At 65.5% G+C, this 25,719-nt stretch carries 18 protein-coding genes, 2 pseudogenes and 1 riboswitch; of the genes and pseudogenes, 11 read left to right on the forward strand and 9 right to left on the reverse strand.

Annotated features, from left to right (window positions below; genetic code table 11):
- The first annotated feature begins 118 nt into the window (after positions 1–118).
- Positions 119–1,066, forward strand: coding sequence for a Nudix family hydrolase (locus XAXN_RS14905; RefSeq protein WP_054320125.1), 948 nt, complete (start codon positions 119–121; stop codon positions 1,064–1,066).
- Positions 1,067–1,157: 91 nt separating this feature from the next.
- Here the strand turns inward: XAXN_RS14905 and XAXN_RS14910 are convergent, their stop codons facing one another.
- The 3 genes from XAXN_RS14910 to XAXN_RS14920 all read right to left on the reverse strand — a co-directional run bounded on the left by XAXN_RS14910 (position 1,158) and on the right by XAXN_RS14920 (position 4,082).
- Entirely contained in the window at positions 1,158–1,787 is a 630-nt protein-coding gene (locus tag XAXN_RS14910; protein WP_054320126.1) for a hypothetical protein, read from the reverse strand.
- 45 nt (positions 1,788–1,832) lie between these two features.
- Positions 1,833–2,660, reverse strand: a complete 828-nt coding sequence (gene metF / locus XAXN_RS14915) for a methylenetetrahydrofolate reductase [NAD(P)H] (RefSeq protein ID WP_054320127.1) — start codon at positions 2,658–2,660, stop codon at positions 1,833–1,835.
- 72 nt (positions 2,661–2,732) lie between these two features.
- Positions 2,733–4,082 carry a glycoside hydrolase family 2 TIM barrel-domain containing protein gene (locus tag XAXN_RS14920; RefSeq protein WP_054320128.1) on the reverse strand — a complete coding sequence of 450 codons (1,350 nt, stop codon included), beginning with the start codon at positions 4,080–4,082 and terminating at the stop codon, positions 2,733–2,735.
- Between the two features lie 705 nt (positions 4,083–4,787).
- Between XAXN_RS14920 and XAXN_RS14925 the strand changes: the two genes are divergently transcribed.
- From XAXN_RS14925 to XAXN_RS23425, 3 genes and pseudogenes are all read left to right on the forward strand, one after another.
- Entirely contained in the window at positions 4,788–5,765 is a 978-nt protein-coding gene (locus XAXN_RS14925) for an NAD(P)H-quinone oxidoreductase (protein ID WP_054320129.1), read from the forward strand.
- A 239-nt stretch (positions 5,766–6,004) separates the two neighbouring features.
- Positions 6,005–7,767: pseudogene (locus tag XAXN_RS14930) on the forward strand (S53 family peptidase).
- A gap of 79 nt (positions 7,768–7,846) precedes the next feature.
- The gene (locus tag XAXN_RS23425; protein ID WP_280631823.1) at positions 7,847–7,981 is read left to right on the forward strand and encodes a hypothetical protein; all 135 of its coding nucleotides are present in this window, start codon (positions 7,847–7,849) and stop codon (positions 7,979–7,981) included.
- Between the two features lie 49 nt (positions 7,982–8,030).
- Here the strand turns inward: XAXN_RS23425 and XAXN_RS23430 are convergent, their stop codons facing one another.
- Positions 8,031–8,165 (reverse strand): hypothetical protein, encoded by a 135-nt coding sequence (locus XAXN_RS23430; RefSeq protein ID WP_277422454.1) that lies wholly within the window; start codon positions 8,163–8,165, stop codon positions 8,031–8,033.
- A 551-nt stretch (positions 8,166–8,716) separates the two neighbouring features.
- Between XAXN_RS23430 and XAXN_RS14945 the strand changes: the two genes are divergently transcribed.
- The gene (locus XAXN_RS14945; RefSeq protein ID WP_054320131.1) at positions 8,717–9,652 is read left to right on the forward strand and encodes a Gfo/Idh/MocA family protein; all 936 of its coding nucleotides are present in this window, start codon (positions 8,717–8,719) and stop codon (positions 9,650–9,652) included.
- Positions 9,653–10,058: 406 nt separating this feature from the next.
- Here XAXN_RS14945 and XAXN_RS14950 read toward each other — a convergent pair whose 3' ends face one another.
- Complete coding sequence (locus XAXN_RS14950; RefSeq protein WP_167694804.1) at positions 10,059–11,429, reverse strand: alpha-amylase family protein; 1,371 nt, start codon at positions 11,427–11,429, stop codon at positions 10,059–10,061.
- Positions 11,430–12,142: 713 nt separating this feature from the next.
- Between XAXN_RS14950 and XAXN_RS14955 the strand changes: the two genes are divergently transcribed.
- Both XAXN_RS14955 and XAXN_RS14960 read left to right on the forward strand, forming a co-directional pair.
- A complete protein-coding gene (locus XAXN_RS14955; RefSeq protein ID WP_054320133.1) occupies positions 12,143–12,688 on the forward strand; it encodes a DUF2058 domain-containing protein in 546 nt (181 codons plus the stop codon).
- 233 nt (positions 12,689–12,921) lie between these two features.
- Positions 12,922–13,479 (forward strand): DUF3228 family protein, encoded by a 558-nt coding sequence (locus tag XAXN_RS14960; protein WP_054320134.1) that lies wholly within the window; start codon positions 12,922–12,924, stop codon positions 13,477–13,479.
- A 168-nt stretch (positions 13,480–13,647) separates the two neighbouring features.
- Here XAXN_RS14960 and XAXN_RS14965 read toward each other — a convergent pair whose 3' ends face one another.
- The 3 genes from XAXN_RS14965 to XAXN_RS14975 are packed head-to-tail and all read right to left on the reverse strand — an operon-like array spanning position 13,648 to position 16,615.
- Positions 13,648–14,352: a sulfotransferase family protein gene (locus XAXN_RS14965; RefSeq protein WP_054320140.1), complete on the reverse strand. Its 705-nt coding sequence runs from the start codon at positions 14,350–14,352 to the stop codon at positions 13,648–13,650.
- On the reverse strand, positions 14,349–15,263 hold the full coding sequence (locus XAXN_RS14970; protein WP_054320135.1) for a sulfotransferase domain-containing protein: 915 nt from the start codon (positions 15,261–15,263) through the stop codon (positions 14,349–14,351). Before XAXN_RS14970 ends, XAXN_RS14965 begins: the two co-directional genes overlap by 4 nt.
- On the reverse strand, positions 15,260–16,615 hold the full coding sequence (locus XAXN_RS14975; protein ID WP_134980247.1) for a cytochrome P450: 1,356 nt from the start codon (positions 16,613–16,615) through the stop codon (positions 15,260–15,262). Before XAXN_RS14975 ends, XAXN_RS14970 begins: the two co-directional genes overlap by 4 nt.
- A 424-nt stretch (positions 16,616–17,039) precedes the next feature.
- Between XAXN_RS14975 and XAXN_RS14980 the strand changes: the two are divergent.
- Positions 17,040–17,824, forward strand: a pseudogene (locus tag XAXN_RS14980) (class I SAM-dependent DNA methyltransferase).
- Positions 17,825–18,016: 192 nt separating this feature from the next.
- Here XAXN_RS14980 and ahcY read toward each other — a convergent pair.
- Positions 18,017–19,459: an adenosylhomocysteinase gene (ahcY, locus tag XAXN_RS14985; RefSeq protein ID WP_016851313.1), complete on the reverse strand. Its 1,443-nt coding sequence runs from the start codon at positions 19,457–19,459 to the stop codon at positions 18,017–18,019.
- A gap of 31 nt (positions 19,460–19,490) precedes the next feature.
- Positions 19,491–19,603: riboswitch (S-adenosyl-L-homocysteine riboswitch) on the reverse strand.
- A gap of 166 nt (positions 19,604–19,769) precedes the next feature.
- On the opposite strand from ahcY, the gene XAXN_RS14990 reads away from it, so the two are divergent.
- From XAXN_RS14990 to XAXN_RS15000, 3 genes are all read left to right on the forward strand, one after another.
- Positions 19,770–22,271 carry a S9 family peptidase gene (locus XAXN_RS14990; protein ID WP_054320137.1) on the forward strand — a complete coding sequence of 834 codons (2,502 nt, stop codon included), beginning with the start codon at positions 19,770–19,772 and terminating at the stop codon, positions 22,269–22,271.
- 285 nt (positions 22,272–22,556) lie between these two features.
- The gene (ppc, locus tag XAXN_RS14995) at positions 22,557–25,271 is read left to right on the forward strand and encodes a phosphoenolpyruvate carboxylase (protein ID WP_054320138.1); all 2,715 of its coding nucleotides are present in this window, start codon (positions 22,557–22,559) and stop codon (positions 25,269–25,271) included.
- A 124-nt stretch (positions 25,272–25,395) separates the two neighbouring features.
- Entirely contained in the window at positions 25,396–25,557 is a 162-nt protein-coding gene (locus XAXN_RS15000) for a hypothetical protein (protein ID WP_164514253.1), read from the forward strand.
- Positions 25,558–25,719 lie beyond the last annotated feature (162 nt).

A 25,719-nucleotide genomic window follows, 5' to 3' on the forward strand; every position in this document is an offset into this window, starting at 1 on the left:
ATTCGGGATTAGGGATTCGGGACTGGCAGTGCCTGTGTAACGCCTGCGTTAGCGAATCCCGAATCCACCATCCCGGCCTCATTGCACTGCACCGCTCACTCGCGGCACTCTTGCAGCCATGCCTGATTCTCTTCGATCCATTCACGTCGTTGCCGGCGTGATCGCCGACCCCCGCGGCCGCATCCTGCTGACCCGCCGTACCGAAACCCGCGATATGCCCGGCCTCTGGGAGTTCCCTGGTGGCAAGCGCGAGCCTGGCGAGACCTCCGAACAGGCGCTGGTGCGCGAGCTCAACGAAGAGCTCGGCATCGAGGCGCAGGTGGGCGACTGGGTGATGGAGGTGCCGCAGCTCTATCCGGACAAGCGGCTGCGCCTGGAAGTGCGTCGTATCACCAGCTGGAAAGGCAGCCCGCGCGGCCGCGAAGGCCAGGCCATGACCTGGGTGGCGGCAGACAAGCTGGCCCGCTATTCGATGCCGCCGGCCGATGTGCCGGTGGTGGGCGCGCTGCGGCAGCCCGACCGTTACCTGATCACGCCCGAACCGGAGGACGACGTGCGCTGGCTGGAGGGCCTGGAGCTCGCATTGCAGAACGGGATCACGCGGATCCAGCTGCGTGCGCGGCAGCTTGCGCCTGCGCGTTGGCAGGCGCTGTTGCAGCAAGTGATGCGCTTGCGTGGCCGCGCGCGTGCGCAACTGCTGCTCAATCGCGATATCGCACTGGCTGCGGACCTGGGTATCGGCGTGCATCTGGGATCGGAGCAATTGGCCGGTTTGCAGGAACGCCCGCTGCCCGCAGAACAGCTGGTGGCTGCGTCGTGTCATGGCTTGGACGACCTGCGCCACGCCCAGCGGCTCGGCTGCGACTTCGCCGTGCTGGGGCCGGTGCAGGCGACCGCTTCGCATCCGGGTGCCGCACCCATCGGATGGGACGGTTTCGAAACCTTGCGCGAACAGGTCTCGCTGCCGATCTACGCGCTCGGCGGCATGCAGATCGAGGATCTGCGCGAGGCGCGATCGCATGGCGCCCAGGGCATCGCGGCAATTCGGTCGCTGTGGCCGCAGTGAGCGCACCGGAGCGTCTGACGGCCGAACCGCCAACGCACTATGGTCGATAGCTGTCCCGGCGTGCAGCGGTCCTCAGGCCACGCAGACACCGCTAGAACGTCACCCAGAAGCAGTTGTATTGCCTGCGCAGCCGCAGCATGCTGCGCGCCGGCGTGCCGCTGGCAAGGTTCTGTTCCAGCCGCAGTCCCCAGGGGCGCGGGCGGCTGGGCGGGGTGGGGAGCGGCGCATCGATGGCGCTGCCATCCAGTGACGGTGTGGGCGTGGTGGTGTCGGCGTCCCAGGTCGGGGTGTCGCTTTGCGGATACATCGGCACGATGTCCAGCAACGGGCGCTGCACGATGGCTTCAAGGCGGCTCAGCACCTGATTGGCGGCGGCATCGGATTGCCCGCTCCACAGATACAGGCTGGACAGGCGGTTGACGTCGCGGCTGTCGACCGCCAGTTGCAGCAACGACACCAGTTCGCTCGGCCGCCGCGGGCAGCCGTAGCGATACAGGCCGGCATTGCCCTGGGGGCGGATGGCGGGCGGCGCGCGGCTGGCCGCGCCGACGTCTTCGCAGCGCCGGTCGGTGAACAGGGTTTGCCCATCCGGCGCGACGCAGCGATGGATTTCCTGCGCCTGCACGCGCGCGGCGGGACAGGCGCAGAGCAAGAACAACAGGGGCAGAAGGCGAGGCATCGGCGCAGCGTAGCCGGGCGCGTGTGAGCTGGCGACATACAAGCGCGCGGGTGTGCGAGAGTGACGACTGGAATGCGAAGCAGATGCTCAGCGTCCGAGCAGCTGCAACACCTGCGTGGTCGGCTTGGCCAGATTGAGGGTGTAGAAATGCAATGCCGGTGCGCCGCCTGCGATCAGGCGCTCGCACAAGGCCGCCACGACCTCTGCGCCGAACGCGCGCACCGCGTCGGCATCGTCGCCGTAGGACTGCATCTTCTTGCCGATCCAGCGTGGAATCTCTGCGCCGCACTGCTCGGAAAACCGCCGCAGTTGCGAGAAATTGGAGATCGGCATGATGCCGGGAACGATCGGTATCTCCACGCCTATCCGCTGCACTGCGTCGCGGAAATGAAAGTAGGCATCGGCGTTGTAGAAATATTGGGTAATCGCAGCGTCGGCGCCGGCATCGACCTTGGCCTTGAAGTAACGCAGGTCGCTGAGCGCGTCGGCCGCCTGTGGATGGGTTTCCGGATAGGCGCCGACCTCGATCCGGAACGCGTCGCTGTGCTCGGCGCGGATGAAGGCGATCAGGTCCGAGGCGTAACGCAGGTCGCCCGGATGGCCCATGCCCGACGGCAGGTCGCCGCGCAGTGCGACGATGCGGCTGCAGCCGATCGCGCGATACAGCTTGAGCAGCTCGCGGATTTCCTGCCGGCTGCCGCCGACGCAGGATAGATGCGGCGCCGCTTCGAAGCCATGCTCCTGCTTGAGGTGGCGCACCGTCTCGGAGGTGTAGCTGAGCGTGGAGCCGCCGGCGCCGAAGGTGCACGACACGTACTCCGGCGCGTAGCCCTTCAACCTGGCTGCGGTGCGGTCCAGTTGCGCGCGCTGATCATCGGTCTTGGGCGGGTAGAACTCGAAACTGAGATGCGTCATCGCGGTGGTTCCGGCGGATCGTCTCGGGATAATATCGCTTCATCGCGATGAATGCATATCTGGCTGCGACGGTTACGGTGCGCCTTGTCGCGAGGCGAGTGCGGGCGGCAGCACGCGGAATGGCAGGTTGGCATAGCCGGCGCGGCCGGCGTTATCGCGCACTTCCACAAACAAGCGGTAATTGCCCGGCGGTGGTGCGATCAGGCGCACCGCCTCGCCGGTACCGCGCGCGCCTTTGCGATCGCCGGCCACGCGGTTCTGCGCAATGGCGGCGTCGACCAGCGGTGGCAGCGTCTCGGGGTCGCCACCGATGCTGCGCGCAGTGCTTTCGCGGCGCACATGCCAGTCGTAGCGCAGCACGGACGCGCCGCTGGCATGAATGCTTGCGGTCACGGCCTGGCCGGAGTGCAGGCTCACGCTGTCGGTGGCGCGTTGGCCAGCCAGCGTGAGTGCCGACACCGCTGGCGCACGCGTGGCCGGCCACTGGCCGGTCCACAGCAACTGCAACGTGTCCACGCTGGGCGTGGCCTCGCCCGAAGGCAGGAACAGGCCGTACCAGGTGGGCGTGCGCTCCTGCTTGTCGCCCCACAGGAACACGAACGAGCCCAGCCCCTGGCGGGTGTCGCTGGCGACGTAGTCGCGGTAGCGCTGTTGGAGCAACTGCGCCTTGCGCGTGCTGTCGTCTTCGATCGGCGCGCCCCAGCCAGTGGTGGGCGATTCCCAATGCCCGGTAGGGCCCCACTCGGTGACCACGTAAGGCCCGCGCCACCCGCTCTCGTACAGCTTCTTCGGCAGTGTTGCGATATCGCCGTAGAGCTGCACGGCGATCAGGTCCAGTGTCGGCGCGCGCGTCTTGAGTTGGTCGATGAGTTGCTTGTCGAAACCGGCCAGGGTGGTGGTGACCGGATGATCCGGGTCGATGGCATGGATCGCCTCGGCGATCTCGCCGACTGCATTCCAGACTTTGGGATTGGTGTAATCCAGATTGAGCTCGTTGCCGACCACCCACATCAGCACCGCCGGATGCGCCGCCGATTGCCGTACCTGCGCAAGCACGCGTTGCAGTTGCTGCTGCACTGCCGCTGCATCGTTGTAGTCGAAGCCATGTCGCTGGTTGCCGACCTCGATGCCGACCGCCACTTTCAGGCCATTGCGTTGTGCGCGATCGAGCAGGGCGCGCTGGCGTTGCGGGTCCGGATCCACGCGCCAGGTGCGTAACGCATTGCCGCCGCGTGCGGCCAGCGTTTCCATGCTGCCATTGCCCAGCCCGGCACCTTTGATCACGAAGGGTGCGCCATCCACCAACAGGCGGTAGCCGTCTGCTTCCTGCGCAATGCGCACCTGCGCCGCACTTGCCTGCGTGCTCGCGGACAGTGCGAGCACGCAGACGGCGATGACACGCGCAGTCCATGGCAGTTGCATGGCGACTCCCGGAGGTTGGCAATACACCAGCATAGGCCGGGACACCGGGGTGCGGGCGGCCGCGCAGCATCTGCCTGGTTGGGGTTGCTTGTAGGCGATGGCATCGGGTTCTGGGGCCTGGTTGCTGCAATCGCGCGCCGCTTGTCTGCTTGAACCTGCGGCGCATTCGGTGAGCTCAAGCGTGTCGCGGCATCGGGCTGCAATGTGACATGCAAGAAGAGGTGGTGGGCTTGGCGCCGAATCCTGGCGTGGGTCTTGGGTCGCGTTGGCGCTTCGACGACCGTGCGTCTGTGTTGGCCGAGCAACCCAGGGGGGAGGCGCCATGCTGCTGAGCGATGTTGCCGCACGGTTGTTCCCTCGTCTCAGGCGTGTTGTCGAAACCCGGCCAACCACTGCATGCGATGTGTTGTGGACGGTTGTCGATTCGACGAAGGCAAGGCGGGTGGCATCTGCATTGCGGGTGCATGGCATCGCTGCAGCCACCCGATTGCGCGCGTGCATCTTTGCGATGCTGTCGACGATGACCGTTTGTCCAATGCGCACGGCCTCCTTCGAACACCATGCAGTATCACGACGTTGTCGAAGACCCACCATCGCTCGCTTGTTGCTGCTGTGGCACTGCCTGCTGGAAACCGTGGGACGCATCTGCGCCAGGCGTTGACGCCTGCACGCCTACACTGGGCGCACTTTCCATGGAGCGCCTTCATGAGCGATACCACGATGACCGCCATCGCCATCCGCGATGGCAAGGGCGACGCCGACGCGCTGTACGCCACCGAGCAACCGCGCCCGCGTCCTGCGCCGGGGCAGGTGCTGATCCGCGTGCATGCCGCCGGCATCAATCGTCCCGATCTGCTGCAACGCGCCGGGCACTACCCGCCGCCGCCTGGCGCGCCGGAAACGCTGGGGCTGGAAATCGCCGGCGAGATCGTGGAGCCGGCTGGTCGCTGGAGGGTGGGCGACCGCGTATGCGCATTGCTGGGTGGCGGTGGCTATGCGCAATATGCCGCCGTCGATGCGCGTCACGTACTGCCCATTCCCACCGGCATGGATCTGGTGCATGCCGCGGCGTTGCCGGAAACCATCTTCACTGCCTATGCCAATCTGTTCGAACACGGCCGGCTGGCGGCAGGCCAATGGCTGCTGTTGCATGGTGCGACCTCGGGCATCGGTGTCACGGCGATCCAGATGGCTAAGGCGGCGGGCGCGCACGTGCTGGCCACCGCACGCTCGGCCAGCAAGGCGGCACAGGCGCGCGAGTTGGGCGCCGATGTGGCGATCGATTCCACCACTGCGTCGTTTGTCGAGGTGGCCAAGGCGCACGGCGGTGTGGACGTTGCGCTGGACATGGTGGGCGCTGCGGTATTCGCCGATACCCTGGAAGCGCTCAACCCGCGCGGACGCATCGTCTACATTGCCTCGCAGGCCGGCGCCACCATCGAGGTGCCGATTCCGGTGCTGATGCGCAAGCAGGCAGTGGTCATTGGCTCGACGCTCCGCCCGCGCCATGCAGACGAAAAAGCCCGGCTGGCCGCGGAAGTGGAACGTGTGGTGTGGCCATGGATCGCGCAGGGTAAGCTGCGCGTACTGCTCGACAAGCGCTTCCCGCTGAGCGAAGCGGCCGCAGCGCATCGTTACCTGGAGCAGGGCAGTCACCTGGGCAAGGTGGTGCTGGAGATGTAGAACGCAGTCACTCGCGACATAAGGATCGGCGTCAGCGGCTACAGGCGCCGTGCGTCCGGCGATCGACAAGCGGTGGACGCGCTACTGCGCAATCGGACAGATACCTCGGCACAAGGTTCGCGTGTCAGTTCGCGGTTGCATCGTTTCACGCACACAGAGTTCGCACTGTTGCGTCCGAAACCACTGCCGCCTCGTGAGAATCCGCAGCCTGTTAACTCACGATCAATGGCGGCAAACGAATGATGACGCGTTGTTTCTCTCGGGCCGTCCTGGCCTGCGCCATCGCGTTGGGCATGTCCGGTTTCGCGCATGCAGCCGAACCGACACCTGCGCAACTCGCCGCAACGTATCCTGCAGGTGGGATTTGTGCTCAAGCCGCAGGTGGCCATGCGCCAGCAACAGGCGGCGGTGGAGCAGTGGTTGACCCGCGATGGCGGCGATCCACTGTTGCGCGGCCAGCTGGCCCGCGCATCGGCTGCTTCCACCAGCGATATCGCACAGGTCAAGGCACATCTGAGCCGGTATGGCATCACCGATGTACGCCCGGCCACCGATGGCCGCCTGCTGCAAGTGCGTGCGACAGCGGCGGCGTTGCAGGCCGCCCTGGGCACCCAACTGCGGGCCGTGAGTGCCGATGGCCGCGTCGGCGTTGCCGCCGCGCAGGGCGCGGTCGCAGTGCCGGCCGGCTTGCAGGCAGTGGTGCAAGGTGTGGTCGGCCTGGACGGTACCGCCGGTGCAAAAGTCACGCCGCACGGGGCGCCGCTGAGCGCCGCGCGCACATCGGTGTTGAACGGCAGCGCCGTGATGGCCGCCAGCAGCTGCGGCGCAGAAGTCGTGCGCCACAGCATCGAAGAGCTCAACAGTGCCTATGGCGCCGATACGCTGGCACCGGCCAGCGATATCGTCGGTGCTGTCATTGCCGCCGGCAATCTGGAAAATACCCTCGCGCGGCTGCAGAGCTTCCAGGCCCTGCACGGCCTGCACACCCCGGTCACGGTGGTGACGGTGGGCGACCCCGGTGCACCGGGTTATCAGTCCAATGCTGCCAGCAAGGATTCGGAAGTCGAGTGGGACATGGATACCCAGTTGCTGGTGGGTAGCGCCGGCGGGTTGAAGCGCCTGATCGTCTACAACATCCCGGATTTTTCCTGGAAGAGCATCATCGATGGCATGGCATGGCATGGCATGGCATGGCATGGCATGGGCGGCCGACGACAACCTGGCCCGCGTGGTCAGCATGTCGATCTATGGGCAGGAAATTCAGGTCAACCACGCGGTCTTCCAGGCCATGGACGCCAGCCTGACCAAGGCGGTGCGCCAGGGGCAGAACGTCGTGATCTGCAGCGGCGACGACGGCGTCTACCTGCCGCTGAGTGCACGCGCCAACGCGCCTTACTACGACACGCTGGCGGCACGCCCGGACCTGCGCCAGGTGGGTTGGCCGGCCTCGCACCGCTACGCGATTGCGGTGGGCGCTACCGAGTTGCTGACCCAGGGCGGCAACCCCGGCCGCTACGCCTCCGAGCACGTCTGGAATGCCGGTGTCGGCCGCCAACTCAGCCAGGGCGGGGTCAGCATGATTGCCTATGCGCCGCAGTGGCAGCGCACCCTGCTGCCTGGGCAGACGGCCTCCGGCTACCGCGCGGTGCCCGATGTCAGCTTCAATGGCTCGTTCTACAGCAGTGCGCAGATCCGCGGCACCGATGCGCAGGGGAACGAGGCTGGCTGGTCTGTGTGGGGCACCAGTGCCGCCACCCCGACCTTCGCCGGCTATATCGCCCGGCTGTTGCAATCGCATCCCAATCTGGGCTTCGTCGCGCCGCAGATCTATCAGTACGCGAGCCAGCGTGACGATGCGCAGCGCGCCCATGACGTCGTGGTCGGCAGCAATGGCCTGTATCGCGATGGATACAACGCGAGCTACGGGTGGGACTTCGCGTCGGGCTGGGGCAGCATGAACATCGGCGACTTCGACCGCTTCCTGACGCAGGCATCGCCATGACCTCCACTGCGCGGTGAGCGTGCCGCGCGTGCGGGACTCCAACCACCGCCACTCCGGTCTTGCGTCACGATGCTGTCGCTTGGCGTGGCGGCTAACGGGCGACCACCGCTTCGATGTGGTGGTCGTCGGGGTCGATGACGAACGCGGCGTCATCATCGTCGCCATAGTCCGGCCGCAAGCCTGGCGCGCCATGGCAGCGGCCGCCGTGCTGTAGCGCAAGGCGATGAAAGGCGGGCGCCGCTGACGCATCAGTGGCCGCAATGTCAGGTGGACGCCGGCCCCTTGGCGCACTGTGCGGCCTGACATTGCTTCAATACCAGGCAGTCTTCGCCGCCGGGCGTGCCGTCGCCGACCGCCTGGTCGCGCGTGCCCGGCTCCAGATCCGACCCCGCCCGCACATAGTCAAGCGCGCCTGGCGCGGCGTCGTAAAAGGCGCCTGTTGGTCAGCACGGCGCTGCGCGTTGTTCCATCAAGCGCAGCGCCACGCCGCAAACGTCGATCGCGCTGCGGACGGTCAGCGGGTCAGCGATCGCGCGAACGCCGGGCGAAACGTGATGCAACATCGGTGCGACCTTCAAGGGCGACGACACATCGGCATGCCGGTGGCGATGCTGGTCTGCATGCCTGCGGTGCGGGCTTGCGCCAATCGCGGGATGCAGCGCGTGTCGGTGGCGTGGTGGTCAAGCGTCGCCACCTGCCGCTGCCCTGCCCACTGTGCGTGTAGCCCTTCACGCCATTTGCGGTGCAGGCAGGCCGGCCCGTACGCAAGTACCCGCGCGCGGGTATAGCAAAACAAGCAGGAGCGATGTCTCGCGGTGGGTCGCACCCTGACCTTACACTGCGCCGTCGCTTGGGCTCGCCGCATCGCGCGCCCTGCAGCGTTGCCCAAGCAGTGTGCGTGAGCAGGTGCCTGCGCCGCTTGCCATCTCCTACCAGCACGAAGGTTTCGATGAAGCATCCAGACGCATTGCGTATTGCCCTTGTCGGGATCGGCAAGATCGCCCGCGACCAGCACGTGCCGACCATCGCGGCGCGCGACGATGTGCAGCTGGTGGCCACCGTGAGCCGGCATGGCACGGTCGAGGGCGTGCCCGCCTATCACACCCTGGAGGAAGCATTTGCCGCGCAGCCGCAGATCGACGCGGTGGCCCTGTGCACGCCACCGGTCGGGCGGCACGCATTGGCGCAGGCCGCGTTGATGGCCGGCCGCCATGTGTTTCTGGAAAAGCCACCGGCCGCCACGCTCGCCGAAATTCACGACCTGCAGGACGTGGCACAGCATGCACAACGCACCCTGTTCACCAGCTGGCATTCGCGCTGCGCCGCCGGTGTCGAGCCTGCCCGTGCCTGGTTGGCAGACAAGCAACTGGTGCGCGCGCATATCACCTGGAAGGAAGAGATTCGTCACTGGCATCCGGGCCAGGACTGGATTCTGGAACCCGGCGGCATGGGCGTGTTCGACCCGGGCATCAATGCGCTCTCCATCGCGACCCATCTGCTGCCACGCAGCTTGGCGCTGCGCGACGCCGAGCTGCATACTCCGGAAAACCGTCAGGCGCCGCTGTATGCCAGACTCGCGTTCGTCGATACCGCAGGACTCCCGGTAACGGCCGAATTCGATTTCCTGCAGACCGGGCACCAGCGCTGGGATATCGAGGTGGAGACCACCGCGGGCCTGCTCATGCTCAGCGAAGGCGGTGCCAAACTGAGCATCGATGGGCAGCCGCAGGCCCTGCCTGCCCGCAGCGAATACGACGGCTTGTACGGGCGCTTTGTGCAGCTGGTGCGCGCGGGCCAGTCGGAAGTGGACATTGCACCGTTCGTGCACGTGGCAGATGCGTTCATGCTTGGCGCACGCCAGGTCACCGCACCGTTCGCCTGGTAGGTCGGTCAGTCCGCTTGGCCAACGGCGAACACCGCCGGTCAATGCCGGTGGTTCTGCGGCCTTACGCGATGTGTGGACGTGGGGTTCAGGGCGCACCAGTTGTGTGTCGTTGCCAGTTGTCGTTGGCCACCGCAGTGCGCGTTTCCTCGCGCAATGGGTTGACTGCGACGCGTGGTGGCTGTCCATCGATGCGAGTGCGCATGTACGCTGCACCCCACGGCATCCTGGTGCAGTCGATCGGCGCCAGCCCGTAGCGATAACGAAGCCCCGTACACCGATTCGCGTCGGGGGCTTCGCCTCGATCGTATCTTGCGTCGTCGTGCGACGTCGCAAGATACGTTGCAGTCACCGTTTCAAACGACGATAGCGCTGCAAGGTGGTGCCATCGTCCTACTGTGGTGGTTGCTCAACGGCGCCACATGCGCGCGCCACGCGCCGGCAGCGTGAAGGTGTAGGAACTACTGGAAATGCGGACCACGTTGCCCGAGCCCAGCGCGTCCACGTAATCGGCATTCCAGTACAACACGCTGTTGTTCATTCCCACCGTGGTGGTGACAGGGTTGCCGCACTTGTTGATGCCCACGATGCCCAGGCTGCCGCGACGGAACAGGATGTGGCAGGAGCTGGACGACAAGACCTGCATGTCGGTGCCCTGCACGCCGTTATGGAAGCCGATCATGCGGCGCAGGTCGTCGCGTAGATAGGCGTTGACCCAGCGGTTGTCGCCGCTTTCGTTGTTGTCGGTATAGATCATCGGCATGCCGCCGTTGCGACCGATCAGGTAGGCATAGGCCAGGGTTTCATCCACCGGGTCGAGAATCGCGTAGCGGAAGCCGGCGTTGTTGGGAATGTCGTGAGTCACTGCAAAGGTCACGGCGCGATTGCCCGGCAATGCCTGTCCGGACGCGGCGGGGTTGACCAGCTGCTGCATGCTGGCGCCAATGGCGAACGCGTTGCGCACCGCATTGAACAGCGGAAAGTCGTAGGCCGCATGCCGCGTGTACTGCAGATACGGCGCCAGGAACTGGTCGTAATCGCCATTGCCCGTACCGCCGCCGGTGATCACTTCGCCGAAGACATACACACCCGAGCGGATGCCCGCATCGAAGACGCGATTGAGATGGTCGAACCTCATGTGCTTGGCTGCATCCACCCGGAAGCCGGTCACGCCAATGCTCTTGAGCGCCTGCAGATAGGCGCGCTGCTGCTGCACCACCCAGTCGTTGCCCACCAGGTCCGGCAGCCCTGGATCGCTGCCGCCGCCGCAAATGCGGTAATTACGCACCTGGTAAGCGTCGTTGTAGTTGCTGATGCACTGCGCCGGGCCGAAATCGCTGGCGCTGAGGAAGTTTGACTGCAGCGTGCCGAACAGGCGCAGCGCATCGTAACGGCCGGGGTTTGCGGCGTACTGCGACAGCACCGCGCTGCCTGGGTAATTGAGGTCCGAGCGCGTGGCCGCTTCGTTGGCCATGTGGTTGAACACGATGTCGGCATAGGTTTCCACGCCGTTGCTGGCCAGCGCCTGGACCATCTTCTTGAATGCAGCGGTGTCGCCGAGCGGGTTGTCGATCAGGCGGATGTCCTGCGGTTGATAGCGCGCCCACCAGGCACTTCCTTCGGAGCGGTACGCGGGGGCGACCAGCACCTTGCGATAGCCGGCATCGGCAATCTGCTTGGCGCGCGCTTCGACGGTGGCATACGGCCAGTTGAAGGCATGCAGGATGACATCGGCCTGCGCGTTGGCGGTGGTCAACAACAAGACCAATGCAGTCAGCAAGAGACGTGCACCGCGTTGCAGCAGTGAAGGTGGAGCATGAGCAGGCGTGTTGCGCATCGGATCGATCTCCAGTGGTAAGCGCAGGCCGACGCGCAGTGCGCGATGCCCGCATCAAGGCCTCCGGCCCCTGTTCCGGAAAGCGCGCGCACGGCGTGCAGCGCGCGGTGATGCTAAGCGCACATCGCGGCGCAGCATAGGTGTTGTGCATACGTATTCACTACAGCGCGCCGGCAAACTGGGCGCGGGGTTTGGGGCCAACGGTGCGATTGGTCGCAAAAATCGGTGCACCACGCGGCCGCTGCAATCCCGCTCACACCGGCTGTATCCAGCGAGGCTCGGCGATAGGTCACGCGCATCGTCAGCAAGCGGCGCGTGCAACGTGGCCAGCGGCATCGCGCGATAACGTCGCAGGTGGCATGGGTCAGCGGCCTTGCGCTATTTGGTGTCGGCACCGTGCACCTGACCTTTGACGCCTCGTTGCGCCTGTGCGGCAGTTCCAGTGCAACCACCTCGCGGCTCACACGCTGAACCCGTATCGCGCAGAGCGGCAACGGCCTACCGCATCGACCAAAGCCGCAACGGGCCGCTGGTTGCCACTGCCAGCGGCACGGCCGCCATCCGGACCAGGGCAAGCCAATGGCTCGGCCCGGCTGCGACGATGGCCCGGCGCTGGCCGCGTTAAACTAGCCGCCAGTCCACTGCCCAGCCTCCCGATGCGCAATCCATTGCAAGAACAGCTGCTCAAGGCCGGCCTGGTGAAAAAGGCCCAGGTGGACAAGGTTGCGCGCGAACAGGTCAAACAGCGCCATGCCAAGGGCGCGGCGGTGCAGCCGGCGGCGACGGACAAGGTCGATGCGGCGCGCCTGCAGGCCGAGCGTGCCGAGCGCGATCGTGCGCTGGCCGAAGAGCGCAACGTGCAGGTGCGCCGACAGCAGGTGCTCGCGCAGGTGCGGCAGATCGTGGAGACCAACAAGGTCAAGCGCGAAGGCGAGATCGACTACCGCTTCAACGACGGCAGCGTGATCCGCAGCGTGCTGGTGAACACGACGCTGCGCAGCCAGCTGGCCAGCGGCGCGCTGGTGATCGTGCGTCATGGTGATGGTTTTGAGCTGATTCCGCGCGCGGCCGCCGACAAGGTGTACAGCCGCGATGCCGATGCCGTGGTGCTGGACCACGGACGCAACAGCGCGCCGGCGGTGGCCGACAGCGATGACGACTACTACAGCCAGTTCAAGGTGCCGGACGATTTGATCTGGTAGCGCTGGCGAACCATCGCTTCGGGTGATTGCTGGACGGATCCAGCGCCACCGCAGGCGCGGCACGCTGCGCGATGCGTCCCTGCATGTTGTCGGTGCGTGTTCGGTGACTGCCGGGAACCATGCTAACCACTCGGGTGGTCTGATCGCCGCGCGGTCGGCTGACCGTGATCCAACGTAGTCGTGCGAACGCCTGCGCGCTACCCTGGCGCTCTTTGTCGCCGCATAACCCGCTCATGTCGATCGTCTTGACCCAGTTCGCCCGCACCCGCCTGTTTCCGCGCGATGGGCGTCGCAATGCCATCCAGGACTGCACGCCGGAGCAGTTCATCCAGCGGCTCAACGACGAGGCGCCGCTACGCGTGATCGAGGGCTATGCGCCGTTTTGCCAATTGCATGTGCACCGCAACTGGACCTCGACCCGCTGCCTCGCCATTCCCGTCACCGATGACAACCGGCATCTGCTGCGTTCCGGCTACGAGGCGCGCAGCACGCAGGAATTGGCCGTGTTGGTGCGTTGGTTCGAAGGTGTCGAGCCACCGGTGGCCGCGTATCTGCTGCCCATCCTCTACAGCCACGATCAGTTGGCCAAGGAAGGCACGCCCATCGAGGCAGACTGGGGTGTGGTCGGTTGCCTCTACACCGCAGAGCCGGACGAGATTCCGATGGCACCGATCACCATGTTGCGCAATGCCTTGGGCGTGGAAGAGGGTGGCTCGGGCACGCCGCTGGACCGCGATGCCTATCGGCGTAGCGTCGCGTTCTGGGAGCGCAATGCCAATTGGCGTGGGTGAGCAGTTCGGTAGCAATGCAATGGCCGAGCGCCACGCGCTACCGGCGTGATTCACCCCAGCCGTATGGCTGCAGTGCAGTCGCCGCAGACCTGATTCGCATCAGCAGCCTGCGGCTTGCCGCATTGGGCGCCGCGTTTGGCCTGGCGTGATCTAAGCGGGTCGCGCCGGTTACAGGGCGGTCGGCGGCAGGAAGGCCTCTTCGGCGAGCCTTTCCAGGTAGTTGCGCATGCGGTATTCGATCAATGCCGGCTCCGTTGGCAGCGGACGCACCGACGCGTTCCCGGCGCCGCGGGCATGGACGCGGGGATACGGCAGCGCCGGCACTGGCAGATCGAGAAATGTACACAGGCGTTCCCAGTGCGCGTCGGCGTCGGCGTCGAGCACCAACAGGCGAGACGGTGGTACACGCTCGATTACGCTCTGGTTCCAGCGACGGAAGTAATCGGTCATGAAGGCACGATCACCGAGGTGTGCCTGGATGTCGCGACGCAGGAAGTGGCTCACGCGTTGGCCATGGGCGCCAAACAGCGACGGCACGCTGCCGTCGCCGGAGAAGATCGTCGCGCTGACCGAGTCGAACCACGCGTCGGGGTCGCGCACGGTCAGGATCACCTTGGCGTGCGGAAAGTGCGCGGACAGTTCCTCCCAGAAGCAGCAGCCGGGGTAGTCGGTGGTCGCTGCATAGCCGGCGAACAGTGCATCCCAATCCGGGTGCCCGTCGATCGCCGCCTCCCAGTGCTGCAGGTCTTGACGCAGATTCGCTGCCAACTCCATCGCGTGATAGCAGCGGCCCACGCCGAGCCGCTCAAGCGCCAGCTTCAGGGAGAGGGTGCCAGTGCGGCCCAGACCGGCGCCGATGAGTTGCAGGCTCACGACGTCCGCGCCTGGCCGTGGGCCAGCCATTGCGCTGCGTCTTCGCCGAGTTCCGCATCTGCGCGTTGCACATATGCGTGGTTGAGTGCCTCCGGCAGGGCAGTGCGCCAGCGACCGCTGCGCCCCTGGTTGAAGAACGCCCTGCCGCCTTCGCGCCACAGGCCGGCGCCCTGAGGCACGTACCGCGCTGCATGCTGTCGCATATAGTCGAAGCGGCAGTGCGCCACGATCGTGTTCCATTTGCCGGGTGTAACCGGGATGTCCAGAAAGGCGGCGATGCGGCCGATCTGGCCGGGCAGGTCGTCGAGCAGGTCGTTGTAATGAAGGTGCAGCACGTTCGCATCCTCACGCCGCTCCCACCGCGAACGCACGCCTTCCCATAACGGCCAGAACGGCGCTCCATCATGTTCCAGCCAATGCGCCACATAGGCATCGCGCGTCATCTGCGGCGGCTGCAGCACGCGCAGCTTGCCGGGTTCGGCACCGCCAGCGTCCAGACGTGCCTGCGCATCCAGGCTTACCGCGCATTGATGGTCATACAGACTCAGCGCAATGTCGCGTCCATCGCGGCCGATATACAGATAGTTGGCCAGCCTGCTGGTGACCAGTGCATCGGCTGGCAGGTGCGTCTTCATGAAGCGTCGATGGCTCTGCGCGTCCAGCAGCGCGAGCTTGGTCGCCTTGTCCGGATAAGCGCCGTCGACCCAGGGTGAAATGGCCGAGACATCGATCTCTGCTTCGCCGCTGAAGATCAGTTGCGCCACGATCTGCTGCAGCCAGGTCGTGCCGGCCTTGGCGTAACTGGCGATCACGATATCTCCTTCGCGCAGGGACAGATCGTTCCACACGCTGGAATCGAAGAATCGATGTGGATATTCCCTGATCTTTTTGCGAATGTGTGGATCGGTCATGCGGCAGTGCCTGAGCGAGACGCGATGCCGTGTCGTGGCCGCAGTGCGATGCGCACATCCAGTGGTCGCAACACGAGCGCGGGAAAAGGCGTGGGGCAAGCATCGGCAGCCAATTGCAGGCTGCGCGCACGCAACACGGTGGCGATGACCGCGGTCATCTGGGTGAGGGCCAGCATGCTGCCGATGCAGCTGCGTGGGCCGCCGCCGAATGGGAAGTAGCTGTAGCGCGCCAGCGAGTGCGTGGCGGTATCGTCTAGCCAGCGGGCGGGCAGGAAAGCCTCGGGATCGGGGAAATGACGTTCGTCGCGGTGCACCACCCATGGGCTGATCAGCAGCTGGGTGCCGCTTGGAACGTGGAAGCCGCCCAGGGTGGTGTCGCGTTGCGCAATCCGCGCGGTCATCCAGGCCGGCGGATACAGGCGCATGGCCTCTTTCACGCAGGCCCGCGCGTGCGGTAAGCGGTCGAGCAATCCGGTGCCGGTTGCGGTATCAGCATCGTCCAGTCCGTCCGCTTCCTGCGTAACCTGCTGCGCCACATGTGGATGCTGCGCCAGTAGCAGCAAGGTCCAGGTCAGTGCGGCCGCCATCGGTTCCAACGCGGACATCAGCATCGCCGCCGCTTCGTCGCGGCACCAGTCGCTGTCACCTTGTGCAGCGTCGGCCAACAGCAGCGACAGGACCGATGCTGCGTGGGGTGGCTGCTGCCTGGCACGTATCAAAATTTGGTCCAGCGCCAGGTGGAGATCGTCGCGTGCGCGGCGCATGCGCTGTTGATGCGCCGATGGCCACCACATCGCCACCAGGGATTGACGGCGCGTCTGCTGCAGGATCGCATCGACCATCGGCAGCATGCGCAGCAGGTTCGGTGCATGTGCCGGATTGCCGAGGAGAAAGCCGGCGCCCAATTGCGCACATAGTTCGGTCATCAGCATGCGCATATCCTGTGCAGCGACGCACTCGCCCTGTTCGCGTAGAAGCGCCAGCGTGGCAGTCGATGCCTGCATTGCGGAGTCGCGCACCAAGGCGGCACGAAATGCAGGCTGCAGCGTCTGCCGCTTGTGCCGCCAGACTGCGCCAGTGCTATTCATGACCGAAGCGGGAAATGCAGCGCGCCGCGCGCCCGGGTCAGGATCGGTCTTGGCGTAAAGCGTCCCGTCATCACCCAACACCGTCGCGATCGTGGCCGGTGCGGCGAGCAGATACGTGCGTTTGGCGACCCTGACCACGTCGCCGTGCGCGCACGTGCACGATCGCAGAAATGCCAGGGGATCTTCAGAGAACTGGCGGCGGTTGCCGAATGCCCAGTGTCCAACCGGACCAGGGGGAATTGCGTGCCTGCGACCTGAATTCATGCGCATTTGAGTGTGACTGACGACGATGCAGGCGGCGCGCTACGGACGCGGAGCGGATCGGAGGCGATGCCGCGCTGTCACAGGATGAGGCCCCTCTGCCCGTGACAGCGTGGAAGTTAGTAGATGTAGATGTACCCGAGCTTGCGGCCACCGATGGACTGGATCCAGCGCGAGAGAGCATGAAAAAGACGTTTCATAACGATCTCCTCATAAAGGCCGAACGAAGTGAACGGCATGCTCATTTGTAAAAAAAGTATTCAGCAGTAACCAATTTTCAATATACTAGGTATGGGTCACATTGGTCAAACCGGATTGCGCAAATCTGTCACGGCATAGTATTTCGACTCATTGTGTCGGCCGCGAACGCTCGCGCCTGCATCGCCGCGTACCATCGCCGAATCCGTTTCGAACGCGAGTGCGCCGTATGCCTGGCAATTCCCAATATGATCGGATGGCGGCGTTTACGATAGCTTCCATGATCGTTGGCCGACGCAAGCGTTGCAGCGGTGCGTGCAAACCCTGGCCGACCTGGCCGAAGGCCTTGCATCGCTTGGGCTGGGCATCGGCAGCGGACGTATCGCACTGCCTTTGGCCCACCACGGTGTGCCAGTGACCGGCATCGACAATGCGCGCGCAATGCTCGACGCGTTGCGCGCCAAACCTGGCAGCGATCAGTTGCAACTGGTCTGCGCCGATTTTGCCGACATGCCATTGAGCGGGCGGTTTGGTCTGATCTACGCGGTGAACGCGTTTGGCTACCTGCTCACCCAGGCCGAGCAGTTGCGCTGCGTCGTCAATGCCGCGTGTTGCCTTGCGCCCGATGGCCTACTCGTGATCCAGACCGCGGTACCTGGCGCCGAAGTGTTCGACGGCAACGGAAAGATAAGTCAGGTACTCGACATCCCGGAGTCGCAGCACGAGGGCGCTGCCGTGATGCTGGTGTGCTCGCAACCCGATCCGGTGCAACAGCGCATCGATCAACGGGTGGTCGTTCTGAGCGAGGACGGCACGCGCCTCTTTTCCGAGCGTCGACGTTATGTGTGGCCGTCGGAGCTCGACCTGATGGCCCAGATGGCCGGTTTGTGGCTACACACGCGATGGGGAAGGTGGGGCCGCGAGCCGTATGATGCGCGCAGCCGCATCCAGATCTCGGTATACGTACTGGCAGACACTTCCACGCAGCGAGGCACTGGTTCTGTTTCACTGTAAGCGGTGAAAGGCGGCTCGTCCGGCAGGCGGATTTTCGCGGCGGTGCCTGTACGGGCTGCCGTCGGTGAGGCGCAGGCCAACGTAATGCCGGTGTGGGACGGCATCTCAGCCAAGCGACGTTCCCGCCGATCACAAAAAACGGGCGCCTTGCGGCGCCCGTTTTTGTTTGCATCGCGATGGCTCGCCGATGGATCAATAGCGGTAATGATCCGGCTTGTACGGTCCCGCCACATCCACGCCGAGGTAGTCGGCCTGGTCCTTGGTCAGGGTGGTCAGCTTCACGCCGATCTTTTCCAGGTGCAGACGCGCAACTTCTTCATCCAGGTGCTTGGGCAGGATGTAGACCTTCTTTTCGTAGGTGTCGCGCTTTTCCCACAGGTCGATCTGGGCCAGTGTCTGGTTGGCGAACGAGTTGGACATCACGAAGCTCGGGTGGCCGGTGGCGCAGCCCAGGTTCACCAGGCGGCCGTCGGCCAGCAGGAAGATCGCGTTGCCGTTGGGGAACACGTACTTGTCCACCTGCGGCTTGATGTTGATCTTCTGCACATCCTTCAGTGCCTTGAGCGCATCGACCTGGATCTCGTTGTCGAAGTGGCCGATGTTGCAGACGATGGCCTGGTCCTTCATCGCCTGCAGGTGCTCGACGGTGATGATGTCCTTGTTGCCGGTGGTGGTGACATAGATGTCGGCACGGCCCAGGGTGGATTCGATGGTGTTGACTTCGAAGCCTTCCATCGAGGCCTGCAATGCGCAGATCGGGTCGATTTCAGTGACGATCACGCGGGCGCCATAGGCGCGCAGCGAGGCAGCACTGCCCTTGCCCACATCGCCGTAGCCGCAGACCACGGCCACCTTGCCGGCCAGCATCACGTCCATCGCGCGCTTGAGGCCATCGGCCAGCGATTCGCGGCAGCCGTAGAGGTTGTCGAACTTGCTCTTGGTGACCGAGTCGTTGACGTTGATGGCCGGGATCAGCAGCTTGCCGGCTTCGGCGATCTGGTACAGGCGGTGCACGCCGGTGGTGGTCTCTTCGGAGACGCCCTTCCAGTCCTTGACCACACGCGCCCAGTAACCCGGGCGTTCGACCGCCACGCGCTTGAGCAGCGCCTTGATCACGCCCTCTTCGTGCGAGGAGGCCGGCTCGTCGACCCAGGTGCTGCCGTTTTCGAGCTCGTAGCCCTTGTGGATCAGCAGGGTGACGTCGCCGCCGTCGTCCACCACCAGCTCGGGACCGGTGAGGGTGCCGTCGGGGAGGGTGAAGGTCAGCGCGTCCAGGGTGCAGTCCCAGTACTCTTCCAGCGTCTCGCCCTTCCAGGCGAACACGGGGGTGCCGGTCGCGGCGATCGCAGCGGCGGCGTGGTCCTGGGTGGAGAAGATGTTGCACGAGGCCCAGCGCACATCGGCGCCGATGTCCTTGAGCGTCTCGATCAGCACCGCGGTCTGGATGGTCATGTGCAGCGAGCCGGTGATGCGCACATCCTTCAGCGGCTTGGTCTGCGCATGCTTGCGGCGGATCGACATCAGGCCCGGCATTTCGTGCTCGGCGATGTCCAGCTCCTTGCGGCCCCAATCGGCCAGGGAGATATCGGCAATCTTGTAGTCGGTGTGCGGGGTGATCTTTGTGACAGCGTTCATGCAATGGCTCCGGTAGGCAAACGAATGTCTGCAATGCCGGGCGCCGTTGAACGGTAACTGCTGGTCGAGCCTGGCCGTGTGCCTGCACCTGTGGTGCAGTGAGCGGATCAGTCCGCCCTACCGGTCGCAGCGCCCCTCGACAAGAGGGCCCGATTATATCGGCAGCACCCCCGCGCGGCATGAATTGCGGCCCACCCCCTACCAACGGCATGGGAGCGGCCGACAGGCGGCTGCTATGGTCGCAGGTCGGTCATCATCGGGAACGGATCATGCAAGAGAAAGAGGATGCGCAGGGCTGGCGGCAGCACACATGGGCGTTGGCAGGGGCGCAGGGGCGCTGGCATTGAGCGCACCAGTGACGGCCGGGGCGGCTAGCCCGGCAGCAACCAGCGCGGCAGTCGTGCAACCGGGCGCTGCGCCAGGCAGCAATTACCAACTGCCGTCCAAGGCGCTGCAGGCGGTGGTGGACGCCCCGCGTGCGCCGCTGCTGCAGCTCTCGCCCAGGCGCGATTTGGCGGCGATGCTGCAAATGCCGGCACTGCCGGACATCGCCGAGGTGGCCCAGCCGGAGCTGAAGCTGGCCGGCCTGTGCATCCATCCGAAGACCTTTGCGGCCAGCCGCTTTTCGTTCGCCAGCAAGCTGTGGCTGCTGGCGGTGGCCGACGGCAGCGAGCGGCAGATCGCCGGGTTGCCCTCCCCGTTGTCGCTGGCCGATCTGAGCTGGTCGCCCGACCAACGTTATCTGGCGTTTCGCCGCGAAGATGCTGCCAGCGGCGCCAACGAGCTGTGGTTGGTAGACGTGGCCGCCGGGCAGGCGCGGTGGCTGGTGGCTGGCTTGAACATCAGTGTCAACGACGACTTACGTTGGTTGCCCGATGGCAGTGGCCTGCTGTTGCAGCAACAGGTGGCAGGGCAGGGTGCGCCGCCGACCCGCGACGCGACGCCGACCGGCCCGGCGACCCAGCAGACCAGTGCGGCTGCCGGGGTGCGCTCGCTGCCCACGTATCAGGACCTGTTGCGCAACGAAGCCGATGCGCGCGTGTTCGAGTACTACGCCACCGGCCAGCCGATCATCGTCACGGTGGCCGGGCAGGTACGCCCGATCGCCGCACCGGGCATCTATCTCAACCTTTCGGTGTCGCCGGATGGCCGTTACATCCTGAGCGAACGCAGCGAGCGGCCGTTCTCGTATCTGGTGCCGGTAGACAACTTCGCGCGCCGCATCGAGGTGCTGGACCTGCAGGGCAAACTGGTGCGCCAGATCGCGCAGCTGCCGCTGGTGGAAGGCCTGCCGACCGGTAACGATGCGGTGCCGACCGGCGTGCGCGACATCGCCTGGCGGCATGATGCACCTGCCACGCTGGTGTGGGCCGAAGCGCAGGACGGTGGCGACCCGGCACGCGAGAGCAAGGTCCGTGATGCGGTGCGGCTGCAGGCCGCACCGTTCAACCGCGCACCGGTGACGCTGGCGCAGCTGGGCAGCCGTTTTGAAGGCATTCAATGGGGCCGCGGCGACTTGGCGATCGTGAGCGAAAGCTGGTGGAAGACCCGCCGCACCAGACAATGGCGCATCGCACCGGATCAACCGCGACGCGCGCCCGAGCTGTTGTGGGACCGTTCTTCGCAGGACCGCTACAAGGACCCGGGCACGCCGGTGACGCTGGCCGACGGCAAGGGTCGCCCGCTGCTGCAGACCAGCAGCGATGGCAACAGCCTGTTCCTGTTCGGCAAGGGCGCCTCACCGGAAGGCGACCGCCCCTTCGTCGATCGATTCGATCTGCGCAGCAAGCAGGCCACGCGGTTGTTCCACTCGCAGGCGCCGACCTATTCGGCACCGCTGGCCTTGCTGGATGCGCAGGCTACGCAACTGCTGCTCAGCCGCGAATCGCCGGAGGAACCGGCCAATTATGTCGTGCAGTCGCTGGGCGATGCGGCCCCTGCACCGCGTGCCTTGACGCACTTCGCGCATCCATTGCCGCAGTTGCGCGGCGTGCAGAAGGAGCAGATCCGCTACACGCGTGCCGACGGCGTGGACCTCACCGCCACGCTATTGCTGCCGCCCGGTTACGACCCCAAGCGCGACGGCCCACGGCCGCTGCTGATGTGGGCCTACCCGGGCGAATTCAAAAGCGCCGACACCGCCAGCCAGGTCTCCGACTCGCCGTACCGTTTCAACGCGATCAGTTACTGGGGGCCGCAGGCGTTTCTGGCGATCGGCTACTTGGTGCTCAACACCCCGACCATGCCGATCGTCGGCGAAGGCGATGCCGAACCCAACGACACCTATGTGTCGCAGCTGATCGCCGATGCGCAGGCGGCCGTGGACGAAGTGGTGCGGCGTGGCGTCACCGACCGGCAGCACATCGCCATCGGCGGGCATTCCTACGGTGCCTTCATGACAGCCAACCTGCTTGCGCACACGCGCCTGTTCAAGGCCGGCATCGCACGCAGCGGCGCCTACAACCGCACCCTCACCCCGTTCGGTTTCCAGGCCGAAGAACGCAACTACTGGCAGGCGCAATCGGTCTACCAGGCGATGTCGCCATTCAATTACGCCGACAAGATCAAGGACCCGCTGCTGCTGATCCACGGCCAGGACGACAACAATACCGGCACCTTCCCGATCCAGAGCGAACGCATGTTCGCCGCGATCAAGGGCCTGGGCGGCACTGCGCGCCTGGTACTGTTGCCCAACGAATCGCACGTCTACCGTGCGCGGCAATCGATCATGCAGATGCTGGCCGAAAGCGAGCAGTGGTTGAAGACCACTGTCGGCGATCCCGCGCAGGCTGCAGTGCCGTCCAAGCGTTGATCGTGGTCGCGCGCTATGGGGTGCGAAGGCAACCCGGATCATCGCATTGCACGTGGGAGCGCACCCGGGCGCGATGACGCGTTGCCGGTAACGCCTGGCAGTGCTCGGTTGCGCGAGGTCGCATTGCGTGCCGGCGCCGGGCGACGGATTCCAATGGCGTGCACGAACGTGGGTGGCACTTGGTGCAGGATGGTTCGCTGTGAAACCGTCCTGTGCGTCGCAACCCTCTAATCCTTTTGGGTTAGTCTTCGACGACTTTGCGCTTGAAGAGGGTGTGCGTTTCCGATGAACGAGTACCGCAGCAGTCTTGTGTTCGCTACCCCCGATCTTGCCTTGCGCGACGATGTGCGTCGGCTCGGTGCACTGGTGGGTGATCTGCTCGCCGAGCAGGTCTCTGCGGAATTCCTCGATGAAATCGAACGCGTGCGCACCACCGCCATTTCGCGCCGCGAAAGCGATGCACCACCCTCCACGCTGAGCGAACAACTCATCGGGCGCGAGCCGCGCGACGCCGAAGCGCTGGTGCGCGCCTTCAGCACCTATTTCCAGGTAGTCAATATCGCCGAGCGCGTGCATCGCATCCGCCGCCGCCGCGAATACCAGCGCAGCGGCACCGACACGCCGCAGCCCGATGGCCTGCACGACGCATTGCGCCGGCTCAAGGCGCAGGGCGTGACCCTGGACGAACTCAGCCAGTGGTTGCCGCGCATCGATGTGGAGCCGGTGTTCACCGCACATCCCACCGAGGCGGTGCGGCGCGCGCTGCTGGAAAAAGAGCAGCTGATGGTCGCCAGCCTGGTGGACAACCTGGACGGCATGCGCACGCCCAACGAACGCGCCAGCGATGCCGCGCGCTTCCGCATGGCCTTGACCGCATCGTGGCAGACCGCCGATTCCTCGCCGGTGCGTCCCACCGTGGACGACGAGCGCGAGCATGTGGGCTTCTATCTCACCCAGGTGCTCTACCGCATCATCCCGGTGATGTACGAAACGCTGGAACACGCCATCGAACAAACCTACGGCAGCGTGCAGGCCCTGCCGCGCCTGCTGCGTTTCGGCACCTGGGTGGGCGGCGACATGGACGGCAATCCCAATGTGGATGCCAACACCATCGCCGGCACGCTGGACGCGCAGCGGCGCGCGGTGCTGGACCGCTATCAAAAAGAACTCTGGCAGCTGGCCAGCCTGCTCAGCCAGTCGACCACGCTGGTGCAGGTCAGCCCCGAACTCACCGCACAGCTGGAACGCTATCGCGCGCTGCTGCCCGAGGCCGCCGCGCGTTCGCGCCCGCGCCATGGCGACATGGCGTACCGCTTGCTCAACGACCTGATGCGCGCACGGCTGCAAGCCACCGTGGACGATGCCGAAGGCGCCTATGCGGCTCCATCGGAGCTCGAACATGATCTGCAGTTGATTCTGGACAGCCTGCAGGCCAACAAGGGCCTACATGCTGGGTGGTTCGCGGTACGACGGCTGTTGTGGCGCGTGCGTAGCTTCGGGTTCCATCTGGCGCGGCTGGACGTGCGCCAGGAATCGAGCGTGCATGCGCGCGCGGTGGCCGATACCCTTGGCCAGACCGACTGGGACGCGCAGGAAGCCACCCAGCGCGCTGCCGTGCTCGGCCCGTATGCCGCAGGGCAGGAGCCCTTGCCGCGCTTGGACGATGAAGGCAATGCACGGTTGGATGCGGTATTTGCCGCGCTTGCCGATGCACGTACCCGCCATGGCGCCGATGCACTGGGCAGCTACATCATCTCAATGGCGCACAACCGCGCCGACGTGTTGACCGTGCTGGCACTGGCGCGGCGTGGCGGCTTGGTCGACGACGCCGGCGCGGTGCCGCTGGATATCGTGCCGCTGTTCGAAACCGTGGACGATCTGCGCGGCGGCACCGGCACCGTGCAGGACCTGCTGGCCGACCCGGTGTATCGCCAGCATCTGGCTGCGCGCGGCGATACGCAGATGGTGATGCTGGGCTATTCGGACAGCGGCAAGGACGGCGGCATTGCCGCCTCGCGCTGGGGCCTGCAACGCGCGCAGGTGGAACTGCTGGAAGCCGCTGCCGATCTGGGCGTGCGGTTGACGTTTTTCCACGGCCGCGGCGGTTCGATCGCACGCGGTGGTGGCAAGACCAGCCGCGCGCTGGATGCCGCACCGCGCGGCAGCGTCGATGGCCGCCTGCGCGTCACCGAGCAGGGCGAGGTGATCCACCGCAAGTACGGCATCCGTGCATTGGCGTTGCGCTCGCTGGAGCAGATGACCGGCGCAGTGCTGCTCTCGAGCCTGCGCCCGCGTGCGCCCGAGCCGCGCGAGGCGCGCTGGCGCCCGGTGATGGATCTGGTGGCCGAGCGCAGCACGGTGGCCTACCGCGCCTTCGTCGGTGCGCCGGACTTCATGCAGTACTTCCGCCTGGCCACGCCGATCGATGTGATCGAGCGCATGACGCTGGGCTCGCGGCCCTCGCGCCGGCTGGGCCAGGATGCCGCGTTGTCGAATCTGCGCGCGATTCCGTGGGTGTTTGCGTGGAGCCAGGCGCGTGCGGTGATTCCGGGCTGGTACGGGGTGGGCAGTGGTCTGCAGGCGGCGGTGGATGCCGGGCATGAAGACACCTTGCGCGAAATGGCGCAGGACTGGCCGTTCTTCCGCACCTTCCTGGACGATATCGCCATGGTGTTGTCCAAGGGCGATCTGAACATCGCCGAGTTGTTCTCGCGCTTGTCCGGCGACCTGCACACGCGGTTTTTCCCGCTGATTCGCGACGAACTGGCGGTGACCAAGGGCTGGGTGAAGGCGCTGCTGCAACAACAGTCGCTGTTGCAGCACGACCCGCGGCTGGCGTTGTCGATCCGTTTGCGCAATCCCTACATCGACCCGATCAGCGTGCTGCAGGTGGATCTGCTGCAACGCTGGCGCGCCACCGATGGTGAAGACGAAGAGCTGTTGCGCGCCTTGGTAGCCTGCGTCAATGGGGTTTCGCAAGGCGTGCAGAACACCGGCTGACCTCGAACCTCGGTCGGAGCGCTGCACCCAGCGGCAGACGGTCTCTGAGATGACAGGACAACGTTGTCCGATCATGCCGGCATGACGACCGCTCGCCCCGATGCCGCGTTGCGCTGTCTGGCAGATGCTCGATGCTGCCGACGCGGTGTTCAGCGAACGCCGCGTCAATGCCCCGCTGGCATTGGTGGTCGCGCGCGCCGGTCCGGGGCGCGCCACCCTCGTACCGGATTTCCGAACCGACTTGCCAGTGACCGCGCTGGTGGCACGTGGGCCGTGGACGGCCTGAAACGGCGGCTCACTGGTCTGGCCGGCTGCGCGGATGGCTTGGCAGTCCCGCTGCCCGATGCGGTCGAACAGATTGCCCAATCGTTGGCGTTGGTGGATTTCTGGCGTTCGATCAAACGCGCGCACCCGGCAATGCAAGCCGCCGTCTTCGGGCTTGGCCCGC

It is taken from the genome of Xanthomonas axonopodis (assembly GCF_001304695.1).
GTDB classification, from domain to species: Bacteria; Pseudomonadota; Gammaproteobacteria; order Xanthomonadales; family Xanthomonadaceae; genus Xanthomonas; species Xanthomonas axonopodis.

Coding starts and splice junctions, on each gene's coding strand:
- XAXN_RS14905 (WP_054320125.1), top strand. CDS start 119: ATGCCTGATTCTCTTCGATCCATTCACGTCGTTGCCGGCGTGATCGCC.
- metF (WP_054320127.1), bottom strand. CDS start 2,660: ATGACGCATCTCAGTTTCGAGTTCTACCCGCCCAAGACCGATGATCAG.
- XAXN_RS14920 (WP_054320128.1), bottom strand. CDS start 4,082: ATGCAACTGCCATGGACTGCGCGTGTCATCGCCGTCTGCGTGCTCGCA.
- XAXN_RS14925 (WP_054320129.1), top strand. CDS start 4,788: ATGAGCGATACCACGATGACCGCCATCGCCATCCGCGATGGCAAGGGC.
- XAXN_RS14945 (WP_054320131.1), top strand. CDS start 8,717: ATGAAGCATCCAGACGCATTGCGTATTGCCCTTGTCGGGATCGGCAAG.
- XAXN_RS14955 (WP_054320133.1), top strand. CDS start 12,143: ATGCGCAATCCATTGCAAGAACAGCTGCTCAAGGCCGGCCTGGTGAAA.
- XAXN_RS14960 (WP_054320134.1), top strand. CDS start 12,922: ATGTCGATCGTCTTGACCCAGTTCGCCCGCACCCGCCTGTTTCCGCGC.
- XAXN_RS14970 (WP_054320135.1), bottom strand. CDS start 15,263: ATGACCGATCCACACATTCGCAAAAAGATCAGGGAATATCCACATCGA.
- XAXN_RS14975 (WP_134980247.1), bottom strand. CDS start 16,615: ATGAATTCAGGTCGCAGGCACGCAATTCCCCCTGGTCCGGTTGGACAC.
- ahcY (WP_016851313.1), bottom strand. CDS start 19,459: ATGAACGCTGTCACAAAGATCACCCCGCACACCGACTACAAGATTGCC.
- XAXN_RS14990 (WP_054320137.1), top strand. CDS start 19,770: ATGGGCGTTGGCAGGGGCGCAGGGGCGCTGGCATTGAGCGCACCAGTG.
- ppc (WP_054320138.1), top strand. CDS start 22,557: ATGAACGAGTACCGCAGCAGTCTTGTGTTCGCTACCCCCGATCTTGCC.
- XAXN_RS15000 (WP_164514253.1), top strand. CDS start 25,396: ATGCTCGATGCTGCCGACGCGGTGTTCAGCGAACGCCGCGTCAATGCC.